The sequence below is a fragment of the Bacillus mesophilum genome, assembly GCF_008923265.1.
GTDB classification, from domain to species: domain Bacteria; phylum Bacillota; class Bacilli; order Bacillales; family Cytobacillaceae; genus Cytobacillus; species Cytobacillus mesophilum.
The window spans coordinates 386,668-405,994 of sequence record NZ_WBOT01000002.1 but is presented as its reverse complement, the minus strand read 5'-3'; the positions used below and the strand labels follow the sequence as shown (position 1 = coordinate 405,994).

Below are 19,327 nucleotides of genomic sequence, written 5' to 3'. Positions count from 1 at the left end.
GTTATATCAGCAGGCATCTATTCAATTTATTCCACCTATGCTATGATTAAATAAAGATTTTTCGACAAAGTGTTAATCGTTTTGAATTAAATAGCGAATAAGGTCGAAAATAAGAGAAAATAGAAGGAAATAAAAGATTTTATAGGTTTTTTAAGAAATATTAAAAAAACTAGAGGATTTTATGTTGCATTGTCGAAATTGTACTTTAGAATAAAATATATAAATAAAAAAACTTGCCGTCTGCTTTTTGCTTACTGCTCAAACAGTGGTGCAGGTTTAACTGCACTTTATACGAAAATAAATTAGCTACTTCCCAGTTTTGCTTCTGCGCTGCTAATCACAATATTTATAAAGTGTAAGAAAAGAGACCACAAATGGATCGAGGAGGAAACAAGTAGTGAAGAATATTAAAGTGTGCGTAGTTGACGACAACCGCGAGCTTGTCGCTTTATTAGAGGAGTATATGTCATCTCAGGAAGATATGGAAGTGGTAGGAGTAGCCCATAATGGCCAAGATTGTCTAAATATCATTGAAGATACAGAAATTGATGTTCTTGTTCTTGACATCATTATGCCTCATTTAGACGGATTAGCAGTTCTTGAAAAAATGCGTGAGCTGAATAAGCCGCTTCCCAATGTCATTATGCTGACAGCTTTCGGCCAAGAGGATGTAACAAAGAAAGCAGTTGATCTTGGAGCATCTTACTTTATATTAAAGCCTTTTGACATGGATTATCTTGCGAGTCATATCCGTCAGGTCAGCGGAAAAACAAGCCCTGTGATGAGAAAGCCTTCATCGTCATCAGTACTCCGTTCTTCACACCAGACAGAAGCAAAGCCAAAAAATCTTGATGCAAGCATTACAAGTATCATCCACGAAATTGGTGTCCCTGCTCATATTAAAGGATACTTATATCTACGTGAAGCCATTTCCATGGTTTACAATGATATTGAACTGCTTGGATCAATTACGAAAGTTCTTTATCCTGATATTGCAAAGAAATACAACACAACGGCTTCACGAGTGGAACGTGCGATCAGACACGCGATTGAAGTTGCATGGAGCCGCGGTAACATCGATTCTATTTCTTCCTTATTTGGCTATACAGTGTCAATGTCAAAAGCGAAACCAACGAATTCAGAATTTATTGCGATGGTCGCTGATAAGCTGCGCCTGGAGCATAAAGCTTCATGAGAGGGTAAGAATTAATCATACACAAAAATTGTCTTTATATTTTTATATGTACTAAAAAAGCATCATGCTCCATCTTCTGATGGAAGCATGATGCTTTTTATATCCTTTGAGTGAAAGTAAGCAGAAGAAACTTTATCTTACTCTTTCGGATCGATTTGTTCAGAGGCTTCTTTGTTTAATTCTGCCAGCTTTTGAATTAAGATATGCTGAGGCATATGCATAATTTGTTCGAGCGGCAGATTTAGCCTTTCTGCCAGCTTTAAGGCAGTACTCGGACTGATTTGCAGTGGTCTCATGAATTGCGCTCCCTTCCGCTAGGTCTTTGAAAGCGGGTTTGAACTTTATTTTTTTTGCGGTCACGATGCAGGATAAAACCTGCCACAAACCCAAGACCTAGTATAAAAAGGATGAGACCGGCAATAAACTGCATCCATAAATACGGAAATGGAGCTTGCAGGATTCCAAAAACCATATCCCGCATCAGTTTGATTCCATAGGCAGCTAACGCGCCAGGTATGAGCAGTACGATAAGTGCAATTATTCGGATCATATCGATATTCCCTCAATTATCATCTAGAATTTTTCTATATAGTAAAAATGATAAATCAATGCTGTCATTTGTCAAGTGCCTGCTAAAAGGATACAATATACTGTGAAAAGATTTGCGCAGCATCTTGAAAAAAATTTCAAGCTGGAGGATCGTGCATTTATGCAAAAGGTATTGATTGTAGGGGCCGGTAAAGGCGGAACAGCCATATTGAAATTGATTAAATCACTCAGTGTCCTTCAAGTCGTCGCAGTGATTGATAAGAATCATGATGCACCGGGTATTCTGCTGGCAAAAAGCGAAAATATTTCTACGGGTACAGATTGGAAAGCATATATTCATCAGGATATTGACATTATTGTAGAAGTGACTGGGGATGAAAAGGTGTTCACTGATTTGCGTGATGCCCGCAGCAGGAATACAGTATTGATCCCTGGTACGGTAGCTTTTCTCATTTCGCAGCTTTTGGAAGAAAAAGAAAGTTTAATTACAAGGCTGAAAAATCAAACACATAAATTTGATTTAATCTTCAACTCAACCGATAATGGGATGATTGTCATCAATAGAGACGAAGAAATCATTCTCTTTAATAAAAGTGCAGCCACTATGACTGAAGTTAAGCAAGACACCGTTATTGGCAAGAAAATAACGGATGTGATTAAAGAAAGTCGATTGCCATACATACTGAAAACTAGAAAAGCAGAAGTAAATCAGGAATTTACACTTAATAATGGGCAGAAAATTATCACAACCAGAATTCCGATTATTGGAGATGAACAAGAATTAATTGGTGCCATTGCTATTTTTAAAGATATTACCGAGATGGTTAGTCTGGCTGAAGAAATAACGGATCTAAAAGAAATAAAGACAATGCTCCAGGCGATTATTCAATCTAGCGATGAAGCCATATCTGTTGTTGATGAGAATGGAAAAGGGATGATGATTAATCCTGCCTATTCCCGAATAACGGGACTGTCAGAAACAGAGATCATTGGCAAACCTGCAACTGCCGACATATCTGAAGGAGAAAGTGTTCATATGAAAGTTCTCCAAACTAGAAGAGCAGTTAGAGGAGTTGCGATGCGGGTTGGACCGAAGGAAAAAGAAGTAGTTGTGAACGTGGCTCCAGTTATTGTTGATGGAGTTCTAAAGGGAAGTGTCGGTGTCCTTCATGATGTATCTGAAATGCAGAATCTTAATAGAGAGCTTTCAAGAGCAAGACAGCTGATTCGTACTCTGGAAGCCAAGTATTCGTTTCAGGATATTATTGGGAGCTCAGAGGAAATGACAATAGCGATTGAACAGGCAAAGCTAGGGGCGAAGACTCCGGCTACTGTTCTGCTCAGGGGAGAATCAGGAACAGGAAAAGAGTTATTTGCACATGCCATACATAACGCAAGTGATCGGAAATATAACAAATTTGTACGTGTAAATTGCGCGGCAATATCTGAGTCACTGCTGGAAAGTGAACTATTTGGGTATGAAGAAGGAGCATTTTCCGGTGCAAAAAGAGGCGGAAAGCGAGGCCTTTTTGAAGAAGCAGATAAAGGCAGTATCTTTCTGGATGAAATTGGCGAGTTAACAGCCAATACCCAAGCCAAACTATTGAGAGTACTGCAAGAGGGTGAAATTACTCGAGTAGGAAGTACAAAGCCTATTCAGATTAATGTTCGGATCATAGCCGCAACAAACGTTAATCTGGAAAAAGCCATTGCTAATGGAGCCTTTCGTGAGGACCTCTATTATCGGTTAAACAGAATGCCTATTCATATTCCTTCTTTAAGAAAGAGAAAAGAGGATATTCCGCAATTATGTGAACATTTGCTGCAAAAGATCAATCAGGAATATGGCCGCAATGTTGAAGGATTGACAGAGGGAGCCGTTGCTAAACTTATGGCTTATGATTGGCCAGGAAATGTGCGGGAGCTAGATAATATCCTGGGCAGAGCCATTATTTTCATGGGTTATCATGAAACCGAAATTGATGCTTCCCATATCCCCGTGCTGGTCAGCTTTTCTAAATCACAGGGCAAGGAAGTATATCATGAATCAATTGATCAAAAATTGACCTTATCACAGCTTGTAGAGGACTTTGAAGCCAAACAAATCAGGCTAACCCTTTTGAAGGCCAATGGCAATAAAACACTTGCCGCCAAAATGCTTGGTCTGTCAGTCCGTAATCTGTATTACAAGATGGAAAAGTATAATCTTGCAAATAATAGCATGCAATAATTTGCGTACCGTGCAAAAAACTTCATGGAATTTAAGTGGATATAAAGCGTTTTCACTGATTTTTAAGTTGGCACGCTTCTTGCATATTATTTAAATGGTGATAACAACCTCTCGTTTTTTCTCATAAGATATGCACAACAAAAACTGATACTTATTTTCATGTTAGGGGTTGAAGCAATTGAAATTGGATGTGCTTTTAACAAAGGCAGCCCAAATTGAAGGGAAAACTGTAGCTGTTGCTGCTGCAGAGGACCACGAAGTATTGCAGGCTGTTGCAGGTGCGCTTGAAAGGAACCTTGCTCATTTTTTGCTTTTTGGTAATCAAGTTAAGATCGCAAATATTCTCAGTCAAATAGACGACAGGCTGATTACGAATGACAAGGTGAAGATCATTCATGCTGATACACCTTCTATAGCATCAGATCTTGCTGTAAGGGCAGTAAGCCAAAAAGATGCAGATGTGCTTATGAAGGGTCATGTCAGTACAGCAGTTATTTTAAAGTCTGTATTAAACAAGGAGTTTGGTCTTAGAACAGGTAGTGTTCTTTCCCATGTAGCACTCTTTGAAGTGCCAGGGTTTCAATCTTTAAAAATTGTTACAGATGCTGCGATGAATCTTGCTCCAGATCTAAATCAGAAGGTGCAGATCACAAATAATGCTGTAAGTATTGCTAGAAGTATTGGAATTGAATTGCCTAAAGTGGCAGCCATTGCAGCAGTTGAAGTTGTCAACCCTGCTATGCAAGCAACACTTGATGCTGCAGCATTAACGCAAATGAATCAGCGCGGACAAATAAAAAATTGTCTGATTGATGGTCCGCTTGCACTCGATAATGCTGTTTCACTGCAGGCAGCCGAACAAAAGGGCATTCAAAGTGGTGTAGCTGGTCAGGCTGATATTTTGCTTGTACCGACCATTGAAGTTGGGAATACTCTTTATAAATCACTTATTTATTTTGCGCAGGCCAAGGTTGGCGCCATCATCGCAGGAGCAAAAGCTCCAATTGTTCTGACTTCAAGAGCAGATTCAGCTGAAAGCAAGCTCTATTCATTAGCTCTTGCCATTTGCTCTGTACAAAAATAAAATTTAAAATGCTTTGCTGAACATAAGGTTGATACACAATTTTTTGTTCTTAAATACTTAATAAAACTTCCTGGGGAGGATTTTACAAATGGAAATTTTCAAATATCTAGAAAAATATGATTATGAACAAGTCGTTTTTTGTCAGGATAAGCAATCAGGATTAAAAGCTATTATTGCTATACATGATACAACACTTGGTCCAGCACTTGGCGGAACGCGGATGTGGACATATGCATCCGAAGAAGATGCAATTGAAGATGCATTGCGTCTTGCAAAAGGAATGACTTATAAAAACGCTGCAGCTGGATTAAACCTTGGCGGAGGAAAAACAGTTATTATTGGAGACCCGCGCAAAGACAAGAATGAAGAAATGTTCCGTGCCTTTGGCCGCTACATTCAAGGACTGAATGGCCGCTATATTACGGCAGAAGATGTTGGAACAACAGTTGCAGATATGGATTTAATTCATGAAGAAACAGATTATGTAACAGGTATTTCTCCAGCTTTCGGTTCTTCAGGAAATCCTTCTCCTGTAACGGCATATGGCTGTTATGTAGGCATGAAGGCGGCCGCCAAAGAAGCATTTGGAACAGACTCATTAGAAGGAAAAGTTGTAGCTGTACAAGGCGTTGGAAACGTTGCTTATCATTTATGCAAGCATCTGCATGAAGAAGGGGCACAATTAATCGTAACAGATATTAATAAAGAAGCAGTTCAGCGAGCAGTAGATGATTTTGGTGCTAAAGCGGTTGAGCCAGATGAAATCTATGGTGTCGACTGTGATATTTATGCACCTTGTGCACTCGGTGCAACAATCAACGATGAAACGATTCCACAGCTGAAAGCGAAAGTGATTGCTGGTTCTGCCAATAACCAACTGAAAGAAGAACGCCATGGTGACATGATTCACGAAATGGGCATCGTTTATGCTCCAGATTATGTTATTAATGCTGGCGGAGTTATCAACGTTGCAGATGAGCTTTATGGCTACAACGCTGAGCGTGCCATGAAAAAAGTAGAAGGTCTTTATGACACGATCGCTAAGGTAATGGAAATTTCTAAACGTGATGGCATTCCAACGTATAAAGCTGCAGATCGCATGGCTGAAGAAAGAATTGAAAGAATGCGCAATTCCCGCAGTCAATTTCTGCAAAATGGCCACAATATCTTAAGCCGTCGCTAATAGGGCTTGCTTCAAGAAGAAAATACAAAGCGCTGAACTGAATTTCAGCGTCTTTGTCTTTTGAATAAATAAATGCGGATTTATTGCCGCGAATTCACTGGAGGTTTAACCGTGCAGGAGCATATAAATCGAATCCTCGTCATTAATCCGGGATCTACATCAACGAAAATTGGCGTTTTCGATAATGATCAATCTATTTTTGAAAAAACCATTCGGCATGATACAGAACAGATCAGTTCGTTTGAACAGATTATAGATCAATATGAATTTCGCAAAAATGCCATATTAGAATCCTTAGACAGCGAAGGAATGAATATTTCCAAGCTTAGCGCAGTATGCGGGCGCGGTGGATTATTGCGTCCAATTGAGGGCGGAACATATTCTGTTAACGACGAAATGTTAAAAGACCTGCGTGCAGGATTTGCGGGACAGCATGCCTCAAACCTTGGCGGAATTTTAGCATTTGAAATTGCTTCAGGTTTGAATATTCCATCATTTATCGTTGATCCGGTTGTAGTGGATGAATTAGAACCAATCGCAAAAATTTCAGGTTTTTCTCTGATTGAAAGAACAAGTATTTTTCATGCTCTGAACCAAAAAGCAGTTGCACGAAGAGTGGCGAAAGAGCTTGGGAAGCCTTATGAGCAGTTAAATTTAATTGTGACACATATGGGCGGCGGGATAACGGTTGGAGCACATAAAAACGGCAAGGTAATTGATGTAAATAACGGACTGCATGGAGATGGTCCATTTAGCCCTGAACGTGCCGGAACGGTGCCGGCTGGTGATCTTATCTCTTTATGCTATTCCGGAAGCTATTACCGCGAGGAAGTTATGAAAATGTTAGTAGGACAAGGCGGACTTGTGGGTTATTTAGGTACAAATGATGCCATTAAAGTTGAAGAAATGATTAAAAATGGCGATGAAAAGGCTAAGCTTGTATATAATGCCATGGCTTATCAGGTGGCGAAAGAAATTGGATCTGCCGGTGCGGTGCTCAGCGGCAAGGTTGACGCCATCATTATTACAGGCGGCTTAGCTTACGGCAAGGATTTTGTGAAAGAAATAAGCAATCGCATCAGCTGGATTGCAGACGTGATTGTTAAACCGGGAGAAAACGAACTGCAGGCTCTGGCAGAAGGAGCATTGCGGGTATTGCGCGGTGAAGAGAGAGCGAAAGATTATCCTGGTACAATATCAAGCAGAACGGCTGTAAAATAGGAGGAACGAACATGGCACAAGAATATGATCTTGTCATTCTTGGCGGAGGTACAGGCGGTTATGTAGCAGCGATCCGCGCATCTCAGCTTGGTTTAAAGACAGCGTTAGTTGAAAAAGGAAAGCTTGGCGGCACATGTCTGCATAATGGATGTATTCCGAGCAAGGCTTTGTTAAGAAGTGCTGAAGTATATGCAACGGCAAAGCGCAGCGATGAATATGGCGTTATGACAAGTGATGTAACAGTAGATTTCGGCAAAGTACAAGAGCGTAAAGGGAAAATCGTTGAGACTCTACATAAAGGGGTTCAGCATTTAATGAAGCAAGGGAAAATTGATGTGTATGAGGGTCTTGGCCGTATACTGGGACCATCGATCTTCTCACCCATGCCTGGGACCATTTCCGTAGAGATGAACAATGGCGAAGAAAATGAAATGCTGATTCCTAAGAACGTGATTGTCGCAACAGGTTCCCGCCCTCGCACATTGCCAGGATTAGAAATTGGCGGAAATGTTATGACATCTGATGAGGCGCTTAAGCTGGAGGAAATTCCTTCTTCTATTATCATCGTTGGCGGCGGTGTAATCGGGATAGAGTGGGCATCGATGTTATCGGATTTTGGTGCTGAAGTGACGGTCATTGAGTATGCAGACCGCATTATTCCGACAGAAGATAAAGAGATTTCAAAAGAAATGCAGCGTCTGATGAAGAAAAAAGGCGTTAAAATCGTAACAAATGCAAAAGTATTGCCTGAAACACTATCACAAGGTGATCAAGTAACCATCTCTGCTGAAGTAAAGGGCGAACAGAAACAATTTTCGGCTGAAAAACTGCTGGTTTCTGTCGGCAGACAGGCAAACACTGAGGGAATTGGCATTGAAAATACCGATATCCAGGTTGAAAAAGGCGCTATTCTTGTTAACGAATATTATCAAACAAAAGAATCACATATTTATGCGATTGGAGATGTTATCGGCGGCTTGCAGCTTGCACATGTTGCTTCACATGAAGGCATTACAGCAGTTGAACATATTGCCGGAAATAATCCTTCACCGCTGGATTACCGTTTGATTTCTAAATGTATTTATAGTTCACCGGAAGCGGCAAGTGTGGGCTATACAGAAGATGAAGCGAAGGAAAAGGGATACAAAGTCAAAACTGGCAAGTTCTCTTTCCGTGCGATTGGTAAAGCGCTCGTATATGGTGAATCAGATGGCTTTGTCAAAATCATTGCTGATGAAGAAACAAACGATCTTTTAGGCGTGCATATGATTGGGCCGCATGTGACAGATATGATTTCTGAAGCTGGACTTGCAATGGTATTAGATGCAACACCATGGGAGGTTGCACATACGATTCATCCTCATCCAACTTTATCAGAAGCAATCGGGGAAGCTGCTCTTGCTGTTGAAGGCAAGGCTATTCACGGCTAGTACCGACATTACATATATTTAGGAGGTTATATAATGGATAAAAACCGTCATAAAGCATTAGGGTTAAGTGATGAACAAGTTCTTGAAATGTATGAAACAATGCTGCTTGCTCGCCGAATCGACGAGCGGATGTGGCTTTTAAACCGTGCAGGTAAAATTCCTTTTGTTATTTCATGTCAGGGGCAGGAGGCTGCACAAGTTGGAGCCGCATTTGCCTTAGATCGTGAAAAAGATTATGCGCTTCCGTATTATCGCGATATGGGCGTGGTATTAGCTTTTGGCATGACTACAAGAGAGCTTATGCTTTCAGGTTTTGCAAAGGCGGAGGATCCGAACTCAGGCGGCCGCCAGATGCCAGGACACTTTGGGCAAAAGAAAAATCGAATTGTTACAGGATCTTCACCTGTTACAACTCAAGTTCCGCACGCAGTCGGAATCGCATTAGCAGGAAAAATGGAAGGCAAAGATCTTGTTACGTTTGTAACCTTTGGAGAAGGTTCTTCCAACCAGGGTGATTTCCACGAAGGCGCCAATTTTGCAGGTGTACACAAACTGCCTGTCATTTTTATGTGTGAAAATAACAAATATGCGATTTCAGTTCCAATTGAGAAGCAATTGGCATGTGAAAAAGTATCTGATCGTGCTATTGGCTATGGGATGCCAGGCGTTACGGTTGATGGAAATGATCCATTAGCGGTTTATGAAGCTGTAAAAGAAGCAGCTGACAGAGGACGCCGCGGAGAAGGGCCAACATTAGTTGAAACCGTTTCTTATCGTTTAACACCGCACTCTTCTGATGACGATGACCGCAGTTATCGCGCACCAGAAGAAGTAGCTGAAGCGAAAACAAAGGATTCTATCATTACTTTTGGTGCGTATTTAAAAGAAAATGGAATCATGGATGATGCAAAGGAAAAAGAAATCAATGACCGTATTATGGAACTGGTGAATGAAGCAACGGATTACGCGGAAAATGCGCCATATGCAAATCCAGAAGATGCATTAAAATACGTTTACGCTGAATAGCAGGGGGGAGAAAACATGGCTGTTATTTCTTATATTGATGCGGTTACAATGGCAATCCGCGAAGAAATGGAAAGAGATTCAAAGGTATTTGTATTAGGTGAAGATGTAGGGTTAAAAGGTGGAGTTTTTAAAGCGACACAAGGATTATATGATCAATTTGGCGAAGCGCGTGTAATTGATACGCCTTTGGCTGAATCTGCCATTGCAGGGGTTGGGATTGGCGCAGCAATGTATGGCATGCGTCCAATTGCCGAAATGCAGTTTGCTGACTTTATTATGCCTGCTGTTAACCAAATTATTTCGGAAGCTGCCAGAATTCGTTATCGTTCAAATAACGATTGGAGCTGTCCGATGGTTATCCGTGCTCCTTATGGAGGCGGCGTGCATGGTGCATTATATCATTCTCAATCCGTTGAAGCGGTTTTTGCTAACCAGCCTGGATTGAAAATTGTCATGCCTTCTACTCCTTACGATGTGAAAGGCTTGCTGAAGGCTGCGATTCGAGATGAAGATCCAGTTTTATTCTTTGAACATAAGCGTGCGTATCGTTTGATCAAAGGCGAAGTCCCAGCTGATGATTATGTATTGCCAATTGGGAAAGCAGACGTTAAGCGTGAAGGTGAAGACATAACGGTTATTACATATGGTTTATGTGTACACTTTGCACTGCAGGCGGCTGAAAGATTGGCAAAGGACGGCATTTCCGCTCATATTCTTGATTTAAGAACGATTTACCCGCTTGATAAAGAAGCGATCATCGAAGCTGCTTCGAAGACTGGGAAAGTGCTTCTTCTTACTGAGGATAATAAAGAAGGAAGCATTATGGGTGAAGTGGCTGCTATTATCGCAGAAAACTGCTTATTTGAACTGGATGCGCCGATTAAGCGATTAGCAGGTCCAGATGTACCGGCAATGCCATATGCTCCAACGATGGAAAAATACTTTATGGTAAACCCAGACAAAGTAGAAAAAGCAATGAGAGAGCTAGCTGAATTTTAAATAGATCGGATGCAGGTCAAATACAAGCGGCATAGGAGGTCAAAGCATTGGCAATCGAACAAATTAAAATGCCTCAATTAGGGGAAAGTGTAACCGAAGGAACAATCAGCAAGTGGCTGGTTGCTGTTGGGGACAAAGTAAATAAATATGATCCATTAGCAGAGGTTATGACAGATAAAGTAAATGCAGAGGTGCCTTCATCCTTTGCAGGAGTGATTAAAGAACTTATCGCAGAAGAAGGCGAAACATATGAAGTTGGAAAAGTAATTATGACGATTGAAACAGAATCTGGCGGAAGTTCAGATGCTTCTTCAAATCACTCAGAACCCGTAAAGGAAGAACCTAAAACGGAAGCGGCATCAGAGAAAGCGCCAGCTGTAAAGCAGGATCGTACTGCTGGAAGCAAGGTCCGTTATTCTCCAGCAGTTTTAAAGCTTTCACAGGAACATGGCATTGACTTAAATCAAGTATCCGGTACGGGTGCGGAAGGAAGGATTACAAGAAAAGATTTAATGAAAATCATTGAATCCGGTCAAATCCCAACTCAAACTGCAGCGAAAGAAGAAGTGAAAGAACAGCAGCAGGCTGCAGAAACGAAAGCAGAAACTCCTGCTCCGGCATCGAAAACACCAGCATCAGCAGCCAATGTCCCTGTTGTTCCAGGCGATATAGAGATCCCTGTTACTGGTGTCAGAAAAGCAATTGCAGCTAATATGCTGCGCAGCAAGCATGAAGCACCACACGCTTGGACAATGATGGAAGTGGATGTTACAAATCTTGTAGAATATAGAAACTCTATTAAAGATGAGTTCAAAAAGAAGGAAGGCTTTAATTTAACATTCTTTGCCTTCTTTGTAAAAGCAGTTTCACAAGCACTGAAGGAATATCCGCAAATGAATTCCATGTGGGCAGGCGACAAAATCATTCAAAAGAAAGACATCAATATTTCCATTGCCGTTGCCACAGAAGATGCTTTATTTGTGCCGGTTATTAAAAATGCCGATGAAAAAACGATTAAAGGAATCGGCCGCGAAATCGGTGAACTTGCAGGAAAGGTTAGATCCGGCAAGCTTACATCAGCTGAAATGCAAGGCGGCACATTTACAGTTAACAATACAGGTTCTTTTGGCTCTGTCCAATCAATGGGCATCATTAATTACCCTCAAGCTGCCATCTTACAGGTTGAGTCGATTGTCAAACGTCCAGTAGTCATGAACAATGGCATGATCGCTGTTCGTGACATGGTTAACCTATGTCTGTCACTTGATCACCGTGTACTAGATGGTCTTGTATGCGGAAGATTCTTACAGCGTGTGAAAGAAATTCTTGAAAACATTTCAAAAGAGAATACGTCTGTTTATTAATAGAAATGCCGCTGCTTTCTGCAGCGGTCTTTTATTATTCAAAGTAAAAAACCCCTTATTCATTTATCAGTCTTGTCAGTCTTAAGTTTCCTTAAATGCAAAAAAAGACCAGTGCCTCTGCAAGCACTGGTCAATCTAGGGAGTATTAGGGGTATGGATCTTGATGTACATATATACTTCCCCGATCAAGAGGATGTTAAACTTTTGTGGCAAAAAACTCTCTTCATTGTAAAAACAGTTGTTAAATTGGTATGATAGATAATGTAAATAAGCATATATATTTTATTAAAGGAGTGCTGGAGATATGAATATGGATTTTAACTTTTTAATGAATGACGTCGTTCAGCAGGCTCGCAAAGAAATTGCTGCTGCAGGATATACAGAATTAAAGACGCCTGAAGAAGTAAAAGAAGCGTTTGCTAAAGAGGGCACAACACTTGTTATGGTGAACTCTGTCTGCGGCTGCGCAGGCGGTATCGCACGTCCGGCTGCTGCTCATTCTGTGCACTTTGATCAGCGTCCTGATCATCTGGTAACTGTATTTGCGGGTCAGGATAAAGAAGCAACAGAGCTTGCGCGCACCTATTTTACAGGTTATCCGCCATCCTCACCATCATTTGCACTATTAAAGGATGGCAAGCTTTGCACAATGGTAGAGCGTCATGAGATCGAAGGCCACCAGCCAATGGAAGTTGTGCATAAACTGCAAAGTGCATTTGAAACACATTGCTCAGAACTTTAATATAGGTAAACAAAATAATCTCTGTATGGAGATTTTTTTGTTATTTCATTTATACAGAAAGCAGAAATCAGCAAACAGTAGAATATTCCTAGTAAACTGTTCAGTGATAAGAGACTATAGGCAATCTCTCTATTCTCAATTTCTCTCACTTTCCAATTAGATAAAAAGTTCTTAAGTCATGAAATTTAAACATATAAATAGAAAGGATTTTGCTTGCTATTATCTGAATGTTCAATTATTATTTATATTATTAAAATTATATTGCATAAATATAAACTTGTGTTAAAATACATTTAGATGAATATTTATTACATCTTTATGCATAAAAATTATTTTAATCATATAATATTTAGGGGGAAAATAAAAATGAAAAAGCTATCATCCTTAATGCTAATGTGTGTATTATTTGCAGGCATTTTAGCCGCATGCGGAACAGATGAAGGAGATTCAAGCAACGGTGCAGATGGCAATGATGCTGAAAAGAAAGAATTAGTTATGGGAACATCAGCTGACTATCCGCCGTTTGAGTATATTGACACAGCTGAAGGCGATGATATCATTGGCCTTGATGTAGATATTGCAAAGGCAGTGACCGAAAAGCTAGGTTATGAGTTTACAGTTAAAGATATGGACTTTGCTGGTCTAATTCAAGCATTGCAATCTGGACAGGTTGATTTTGTCCTTTCTGCCATGTCAGCAACAGATGAGCGTAAAGAAAGTGTTGATTTCAGTGAAATCTACTATACTTCTAAGCATATGATCGTTTCCCAAGCTGGAAGCGGCATAGAATCAGTAGAAGATTTAGCAGGGAAGACAGTTGGCGTACAGTTAGGTTCTATCCAGGAGAGCAAAGGGGATGAGCTGGCTGAAGAAGTTGATATGACGATTGAAAGCAGAAATCGTATCCCTGAACTTATTCAGGAAATTAAAGCGGGCCGCTTTGATGCTGCAATTATTGAAGATACTGTAGCACAAGGCTACTTTGAGGAAAATGAAGATCTTGATGGATTTACAGTAGAAGATGCAGATGGCGGTTATGCAATTGCTCTTCCAAAGGACAGTGAATTAACAGAAGAATTTAATGGTGCTCTTCAAGAAATGATCGATAACGGTGAACTTGATGAAATCATTAAAAAATGGTTTGAAGGGGAATAATAATCAGCAGCGTTCAGGAGAGTTTTCTCTTCTGAACGTTTTCCCTTGAAAGAAAGAATGCTGGTTTTGGGAATTCCTATATAAACAGTCCGGCTCAAATCCTATGCAAATTCGTATACAGCATTTATATAGGATTTGAGCTGTCATAGAATTTCTAATTACATTATTTCAATATGAGAGGATTATTAACATGACATTAGATTTTACATCTATCCTCCCATCCCTGCCGTTTATCTTAAAAGGTATTTTGGTCACACTTCAAATTGTCCTTTTGGCAGGAGTAATTGGGTTTATACTCGGTATTATTTTATCGTTATTTAAAATTAGTTCTATTAAAGTTCTTGGCGTTATCGCAGATATTTATACATCCATCTTTCGGGGTACACCATTAGTACTTCAGCTGATGATTATTTATTTTGGCTCGCCGCAAATATTCGGCTATCAAATTGAACCAGTTACTGCTGCAGTAGCTGCATTTGCACTGAATTCAGCTGCATATATCTCAGAGATTATTCGTGCAGGCATTCAAGCTGTGGACAAGGGACAAAGCGAAGCCGCAATGGCGCTTGGAGTGCCTTATCGTCCGATGATGCTGAATATTATCCTGCCGCAGGCTATGAAAAACATTTTACCTGCACTAATGAACGAGTTTATTACACTAACAAAAGAATCAGCTATTGTCACAACAATCGGTGTAATGGATATCATGCGCAGAGCGTATATTATTGGTGCTGATAAATTCAGATTTATTGAGCCGTTATTATTAGCTGGCTTGATTTATTATATTATGGTTATTACGTTAACCTTCCTCGGCAAACTCGTCGAAAGGAGAATGAAGCGCAGTGATTAAAATTGAAAATTTGCATAAAAGTTTTGGATCTCTGGATGTTTTAAAAGGGATTTCAACAACAATTAATGATGGAGAAGTTGTCGCGATTATCGGGCCATCTGGATCTGGGAAATCGACGTTTCTACGCTGCATTAATTTATTGGAAACACCAACAAGCGGAAACATTTGGATCAACGATCAGGATATTACAAACAAAAAAACTGATATTATGAAGGTACGTGAGAATGTAGGAATGGTATTTCAGCATTTTCACTTGTTCCCTCATAAAACAGTACTTGAAAACTTAACATATGCACCAATGAAGGTAAAAGGGAAGTCCAAGCAGGAAGCAGAAAAAAAAGGAATCCAGCTGCTGGAACAAGTTGGCTTGGCAGCAAAGGCAAATGAATATCCAAACCGTCTATCAGGCGGACAAAAGCAGAGGGTTGCCATTGCCCGGGCGCTTGCTATGGAGCCGGATTTCATGCTGTTTGATGAACCAACATCTGCACTTGATCCAGAGATGGTAAAAGAAGTGTTAGATGTAATGAAGTCACTTGCACATACAGGGATGACAATGGCCATTGTGACGCATGAAATGGGATTTGCGCGTGAAGTTGCAGACCGGGTTTTGTTTTTAGATGGAGGCAATCTTGTTGAAGATGCTCCACCTTCACAATTTTTCTCAAATCCTGCAACAAATCGTGCAAAAGATTTCTTGCAAAAAATGTTGTAATGGTTATATGCTTATAGTAAAAGATGGTCAGATGATGATCATCTTTTTGCTTTTTGTCGCAACAATGCAACCTTAATTGTAGGTTTTTAACTGACCAATAGGCTAATTTCTGTAATTAATCATAAAATACAGATAAGGTTATCCTTTGCAAAAAAAGTGTGGTCAAGACATTTGACTTCAGTTAAAAATACATAAATACATTCATTAATGAACATATGGGAGTTTTGCTATGAAGTTTCGAATTGGCTACAGAACGATTAAAACGGCTGTTGGCACATCAATTGCGATCATGATCGCGCAAATGTTTGGGTTAGAAAATTATGTATCAGCCGGCATTATAACCATTCTTTGCATTCAAGTGACGAAGAAAAAATCATTAATGGCTTCCTGGGCCAGATTTTTTGCATGCCTGATGTCAATGGTTTTTGCTTCCCTCTTTTTTGAATTGATCGCGTTTCATCCGCTAGTCATTGGACTGCTGCTGCTGTTTTTTATTCCTATTACGGTCATGATGAAAGTAAATGATGGGATTGTTACTAGTTCAGTTATTATTTTGCATATTTACAATGCGGGTGAAGTCTCAAGGGAACTGTTAATCAATGAACTAGGACTTATTACAATTGGTATTGGAGTTGCGTTGCTCGCAAACCTTTATATGCCAAGCTTGGATGGAAAGCTGATTGAGTATCAGCAGCAAATTGAAGAGAACTTCAAAATCATCTTTGAAGAAATTGTAAAATATTTACGGACAAATGAAAGCAATTGGGATGGAAGTGAACTGACCGAGACCTATGCCCTCATTGAAGAAGCTCGAGCACTAGCCAATAGAGACACAGAAAATCGGTTTATTCAGCAGGAGAATTTATATTATAGTTATTTTCGCATGAGGGAAAAACAATTTGAAATTATTGAACGGGTATTGCCAAGTATCACCTCCATTTCGCTTCAGCTTGAGCAGGGGGAAATGATCGCTGATTTCATTGAAGAGCTTTCAGAGCATATTCATCCAGGCAATACGGCGATTGTATATATCGAAAAGCTGCTGCGCATGAGACTGCAATTTCAGAATATGGAGCTTCCAAAAACACGTGAAGAATTTGAAGCACGTGCTGCCTTGCTTCATTTTACACAAGAAATGGAACAATATTTAATCATTAAAAGTAACTTTAAAGGGTTAAAAATGAAAAAGGAGCTGAATCAAAAACAGGTGAATGAAGCAAACTAGGAGAAAAATGGATGGAGTGAAAACGTATGATGAAATTCCTTACATCCTTGCTTCTATTAGGAGTAATTTCACCTCTATGGCCTCTTGGGCAGAATCCGCTTCCAGGCGATCCTTTTGTTATTGTTAATAAAGAAACGAATGAGGCAGCTTATATAAACGAAAATAAAGTCCAAACTGTATATCGTGCTGCCACAGGCAAAACAGAGGAATTAACACCCGAAGGTTTATTTACCATAACAGTTAAAGCCTCAGATCCTTACTACCGGAAAAAAGATATACCAGGCGGCGATCCGAACAATCCGCTTGGAACACGCTGGATTGGCTTTGACGCAGAAAATTCAGATGGGCGAACATACGGTATTCATGGCACAAATAATCCTTCGTCAATTGGGACCTATGCTTCTTTAGGCTGTATACGGCTGCAAAATGAACATGTTGAAGCACTTTATGATGTCGTGCCAATAGGAACAAAAGTGCTGGTACTTTCAACAGATCTAAGCTTCGAAGACATCGCGAAGGAATATGGAGCAATAGAATGATAGAGCAGATACTACACGAAAAAAACCGCTTGAGGCTCTAAGCGGTTTTTTATTTCTTTAGTTTATGTACCAAATGTCAGCTTTCACGAGAAAAGATTTACTCTTCTTGAACGTCCAGGTTTTTATAGAAGTCATTTACAATTGGAAATATATCTGGCTCTGTATAATAATAATGGTCATTTACTGAACTAAGCGAAAATATAAAAGGGGCCACTCCATCCTGATGCAGTGACAAAGAATACGTAAAACCACTTCGCTCTTCTTGGTTTTTATCAGGTATAAACGTAGTATCTTTAATCTCACTTAAAAACTCATCTATCAATTCTTTATCCTTTATGATTTTTTTATATCCCGTACTTCCATCAAGAATGTTAATTTGATTTACATCTTCCAGACTGTTCTCATAAAATTCGGAAAGCGTTTTTGTTTCTAATCCACATCCTGTAATGAAAGAGCAAAATATAAGCAAAAGAATAAATTTAATTTTCAAGAGTAACCCTCCCTTCTATATTATAGACGGAAAATCATGGGTTAAGTTACACTTTCTGAGCTACCATTGAAACCGATCTGGAACCCAAAAGGCAATATCATTTCCTGGTGCAGAAACAACAAGCCATAACTCCTCTTCATCTTCCACACCAGCCTGCCAGCATTCATACATATCATTACAGCCGTTTAAAAAGATCGTATAGCCGTTCTCTAGTGTAAGCAGCAAATGGAGAGCTGTTTCTCCTAATTGTACATTGGTCACTTTCTGCCTTCGGATCCGGTAAATCCTATTATATTGTTCAGCCTCTGTATAATCTTCTATTTCATTTTCATTAGCTGGATATTCTATAGGCGAATTCTCGAATAAGCTCCATTTTGTTTCATTATTCAAGTATAATTGGCCGCCGAAATCCTCAATCTCCTTGTAGTTTGTAAAATAAAGCTTAATTGCCGAAGAGGATAAGCCAAATTGTAATCCGTCCACCTGCGTCCCCATGAAAAGATGCTTTAATACTTGTTCAGCCTGAACTTTGTCCTTTGCATTCAACATAACAGCACTCCTTCACTTTAGAACAAAAATAAAGCGTGATTCAAATTTGAATACACGCTCCTTACATACGAATATTTTCATTTAGTTCCGGCAGTGAAATACCTTTATTAAAATAGCATCGATAATCCCATTAGTAATGTGGATGCGAGCATGATAAAGATCATAACGTAAACGATAATTTTTTGTGCTTTTTTAGACAACGGTCATCCTCCTATCATTTTGGATAATTATATTTTACTAGGTATTGAGAAAATCGCAAGAGTTGTGGGCAAAACTTATTCTGGTTATGCCCAGATGAATGATTTTGTCTATTTTGGTACATATTAACATCGTTAAAATAGACTTTTTCTCCAACCATCATAAGAGGTGACTGGACATGATTAAGAAGATCGATCATATTGGCATTACCGTATCATCACTTGAAAAAATATTACCTTTTTATATAGACATTATGAAGCTTGAGCTTTTGCATATCGAGGAAGTAGAGAGTGAAGGGGTAAGGATCGCATTTATCGCGGCTGGTGAAACAAAAATTGAGCTTTTAGAACCGATAAATGAAGAAAGTGCTGTAGCTCGTTATATTCGTAAATATGGTGAAGGAATGCATCATATTGCGTTTGCGGTAAATTCAATTGAAGAAAGAATAGAAGAAATAAATGAAAAAGGAATTAAAATGATCAGCAGCCAGCCGAAAACAGGAGCCGGGGGAGCGGCTATTGCGTTTATGCATCCGCAATCTACTGGCAGAGTATTGGTTGAGTTATGTGAGAGAAAGGAATGA

The 19,327-nt window shown here is 39.6% G+C and carries 21 protein-coding genes; 16 read left to right on the top strand and 5 right to left on the bottom strand.

Going from position 1 to position 19,327, the window contains the following annotated elements:
• Window positions 1-397 precede the first annotated feature (397 nt).
• Window positions 398-1,195, top strand: coding sequence for a sporulation transcription factor Spo0A (gene spo0A / locus F7732_RS06890; protein WP_066443796.1), 798 nt, complete (start codon window positions 398-400; stop codon window positions 1,193-1,195).
• Window positions 1,196-1,332: 137 nt separating this feature from the next.
• Here spo0A and F7732_RS06885 read toward each other — a convergent pair whose 3' ends face one another.
• Complete coding sequence (locus F7732_RS06885; protein WP_066443799.1) at window positions 1,333-1,491, bottom strand: YycC family protein; 159 nt, start codon at window positions 1,489-1,491, stop codon at window positions 1,333-1,335.
• Complete coding sequence (locus F7732_RS06880) at window positions 1,488-1,745, bottom strand: DUF2627 domain-containing protein (protein ID WP_066443801.1); 258 nt, start codon at window positions 1,743-1,745, stop codon at window positions 1,488-1,490. Before F7732_RS06880 ends, F7732_RS06885 begins: the two co-directional genes overlap by 4 nt.
• Before the next feature lie 159 nt (window positions 1,746-1,904).
• On the opposite strand from F7732_RS06880, the gene F7732_RS06875 reads away from it, so the two are divergent.
• The 14 genes from F7732_RS06875 to F7732_RS06810 all read left to right on the top strand — a co-directional run bounded on the left by F7732_RS06875 (window position 1,905) and on the right by F7732_RS06810 (window position 17,507).
• Entirely contained in the window at window positions 1,905-3,974 is a 2,070-nt protein-coding gene (locus F7732_RS06875; protein ID WP_066451518.1) for a sigma-54 interaction domain-containing protein, read from the top strand.
• A 178-nt stretch (window positions 3,975-4,152) separates the two neighbouring features.
• Window positions 4,153-5,058, top strand: a complete 906-nt coding sequence (yqiS, locus tag F7732_RS06870; protein ID WP_151573189.1) for a phosphate butyryltransferase — start codon at window positions 4,153-4,155, stop codon at window positions 5,056-5,058.
• Window positions 5,059-5,146: 88 nt separating this feature from the next.
• Entirely contained in the window at window positions 5,147-6,241 is a 1,095-nt protein-coding gene (bcd, locus tag F7732_RS06865) for a branched-chain amino acid dehydrogenase (protein ID WP_151573188.1), read from the top strand.
• A 72-nt stretch (window positions 6,242-6,313) separates the two neighbouring features.
• The gene (gene buk / locus F7732_RS06860; protein ID WP_151573187.1) at window positions 6,314-7,462 is read left to right on the top strand and encodes a butyrate kinase; all 1,149 of its coding nucleotides are present in this window, start codon (window positions 6,314-6,316) and stop codon (window positions 7,460-7,462) included.
• 11 nt (window positions 7,463-7,473) lie between these two features.
• On the top strand, window positions 7,474-8,892 hold the full coding sequence (lpdA, locus tag F7732_RS06855) for a dihydrolipoyl dehydrogenase (RefSeq protein ID WP_151573186.1): 1,419 nt from the start codon (window positions 7,474-7,476) through the stop codon (window positions 8,890-8,892).
• A 33-nt stretch (window positions 8,893-8,925) separates the two neighbouring features.
• Window positions 8,926-9,918, top strand: a complete 993-nt coding sequence (locus F7732_RS06850) for a thiamine pyrophosphate-dependent dehydrogenase E1 component subunit alpha (RefSeq protein ID WP_151573185.1) — start codon at window positions 8,926-8,928, stop codon at window positions 9,916-9,918.
• Window positions 9,919-9,933: 15 nt separating this feature from the next.
• Entirely contained in the window at window positions 9,934-10,917 is a 984-nt protein-coding gene (locus tag F7732_RS06845) for an alpha-ketoacid dehydrogenase subunit beta (protein WP_151573184.1), read from the top strand.
• 47 nt (window positions 10,918-10,964) lie between these two features.
• Complete coding sequence (locus tag F7732_RS06840; protein WP_151573183.1) at window positions 10,965-12,281, top strand: dihydrolipoamide acetyltransferase family protein; 1,317 nt, start codon at window positions 10,965-10,967, stop codon at window positions 12,279-12,281.
• Between the two features lie 304 nt (window positions 12,282-12,585).
• Window positions 12,586-13,023: a BrxA/BrxB family bacilliredoxin gene (locus tag F7732_RS06835; RefSeq protein WP_066443826.1), complete on the top strand. Its 438-nt coding sequence runs from the start codon at window positions 12,586-12,588 to the stop codon at window positions 13,021-13,023.
• 366 nt (window positions 13,024-13,389) lie between these two features.
• On the top strand, window positions 13,390-14,178 hold the full coding sequence (locus tag F7732_RS06830) for a transporter substrate-binding domain-containing protein (protein WP_151573182.1): 789 nt from the start codon (window positions 13,390-13,392) through the stop codon (window positions 14,176-14,178).
• A gap of 190 nt (window positions 14,179-14,368) precedes the next feature.
• Window positions 14,369-15,028 carry an amino acid ABC transporter permease gene (locus tag F7732_RS06825; protein WP_066443831.1) on the top strand — a complete coding sequence of 220 codons (660 nt, stop codon included), beginning with the start codon at window positions 14,369-14,371 and terminating at the stop codon, window positions 15,026-15,028.
• The gene (locus F7732_RS06820) at window positions 15,021-15,743 is read left to right on the top strand and encodes an amino acid ABC transporter ATP-binding protein (RefSeq protein WP_151573181.1); all 723 of its coding nucleotides are present in this window, start codon (window positions 15,021-15,023) and stop codon (window positions 15,741-15,743) included. The genes F7732_RS06825 and F7732_RS06820 overlap by 8 nt, the downstream gene beginning before the upstream one ends.
• A 229-nt stretch (window positions 15,744-15,972) precedes the next feature.
• Window positions 15,973-16,968 (top strand): aromatic acid exporter family protein, encoded by a 996-nt coding sequence (locus F7732_RS06815; RefSeq protein ID WP_151573180.1) that lies wholly within the window; start codon window positions 15,973-15,975, stop codon window positions 16,966-16,968.
• Between the two features lie 26 nt (window positions 16,969-16,994).
• Window positions 16,995-17,507, top strand: a complete 513-nt coding sequence (locus F7732_RS06810) for a L,D-transpeptidase (protein WP_066443837.1) — start codon at window positions 16,995-16,997, stop codon at window positions 17,505-17,507.
• Window positions 17,508-17,604: 97 nt separating this feature from the next.
• Here F7732_RS06810 and F7732_RS06805 read toward each other — a convergent pair whose 3' ends face one another.
• The 3 genes from F7732_RS06805 to prli42 form a co-directional block, all read right to left on the bottom strand.
• The gene (locus tag F7732_RS06805) at window positions 17,605-17,997 is read right to left on the bottom strand and encodes a hypothetical protein (protein WP_151573179.1); all 393 of its coding nucleotides are present in this window, start codon (window positions 17,995-17,997) and stop codon (window positions 17,605-17,607) included.
• A 60-nt stretch (window positions 17,998-18,057) separates the two neighbouring features.
• Window positions 18,058-18,543 carry a hypothetical protein gene (locus F7732_RS06800; RefSeq protein WP_151573676.1) on the bottom strand — a complete coding sequence of 162 codons (486 nt, stop codon included), beginning with the start codon at window positions 18,541-18,543 and terminating at the stop codon, window positions 18,058-18,060.
• Between the two features lie 110 nt (window positions 18,544-18,653).
• Complete coding sequence (prli42, locus tag F7732_RS06795; protein ID WP_139785591.1) at window positions 18,654-18,746, bottom strand: stressosome-associated protein Prli42; 93 nt, start codon at window positions 18,744-18,746, stop codon at window positions 18,654-18,656.
• Between the two features lie 176 nt (window positions 18,747-18,922).
• On the opposite strand from prli42, the gene mce reads away from it, so the two are divergent.
• Complete coding sequence (gene mce / locus F7732_RS06790) at window positions 18,923-19,327, top strand: methylmalonyl-CoA epimerase (RefSeq protein ID WP_151573178.1); 405 nt, start codon at window positions 18,923-18,925, stop codon at window positions 19,325-19,327.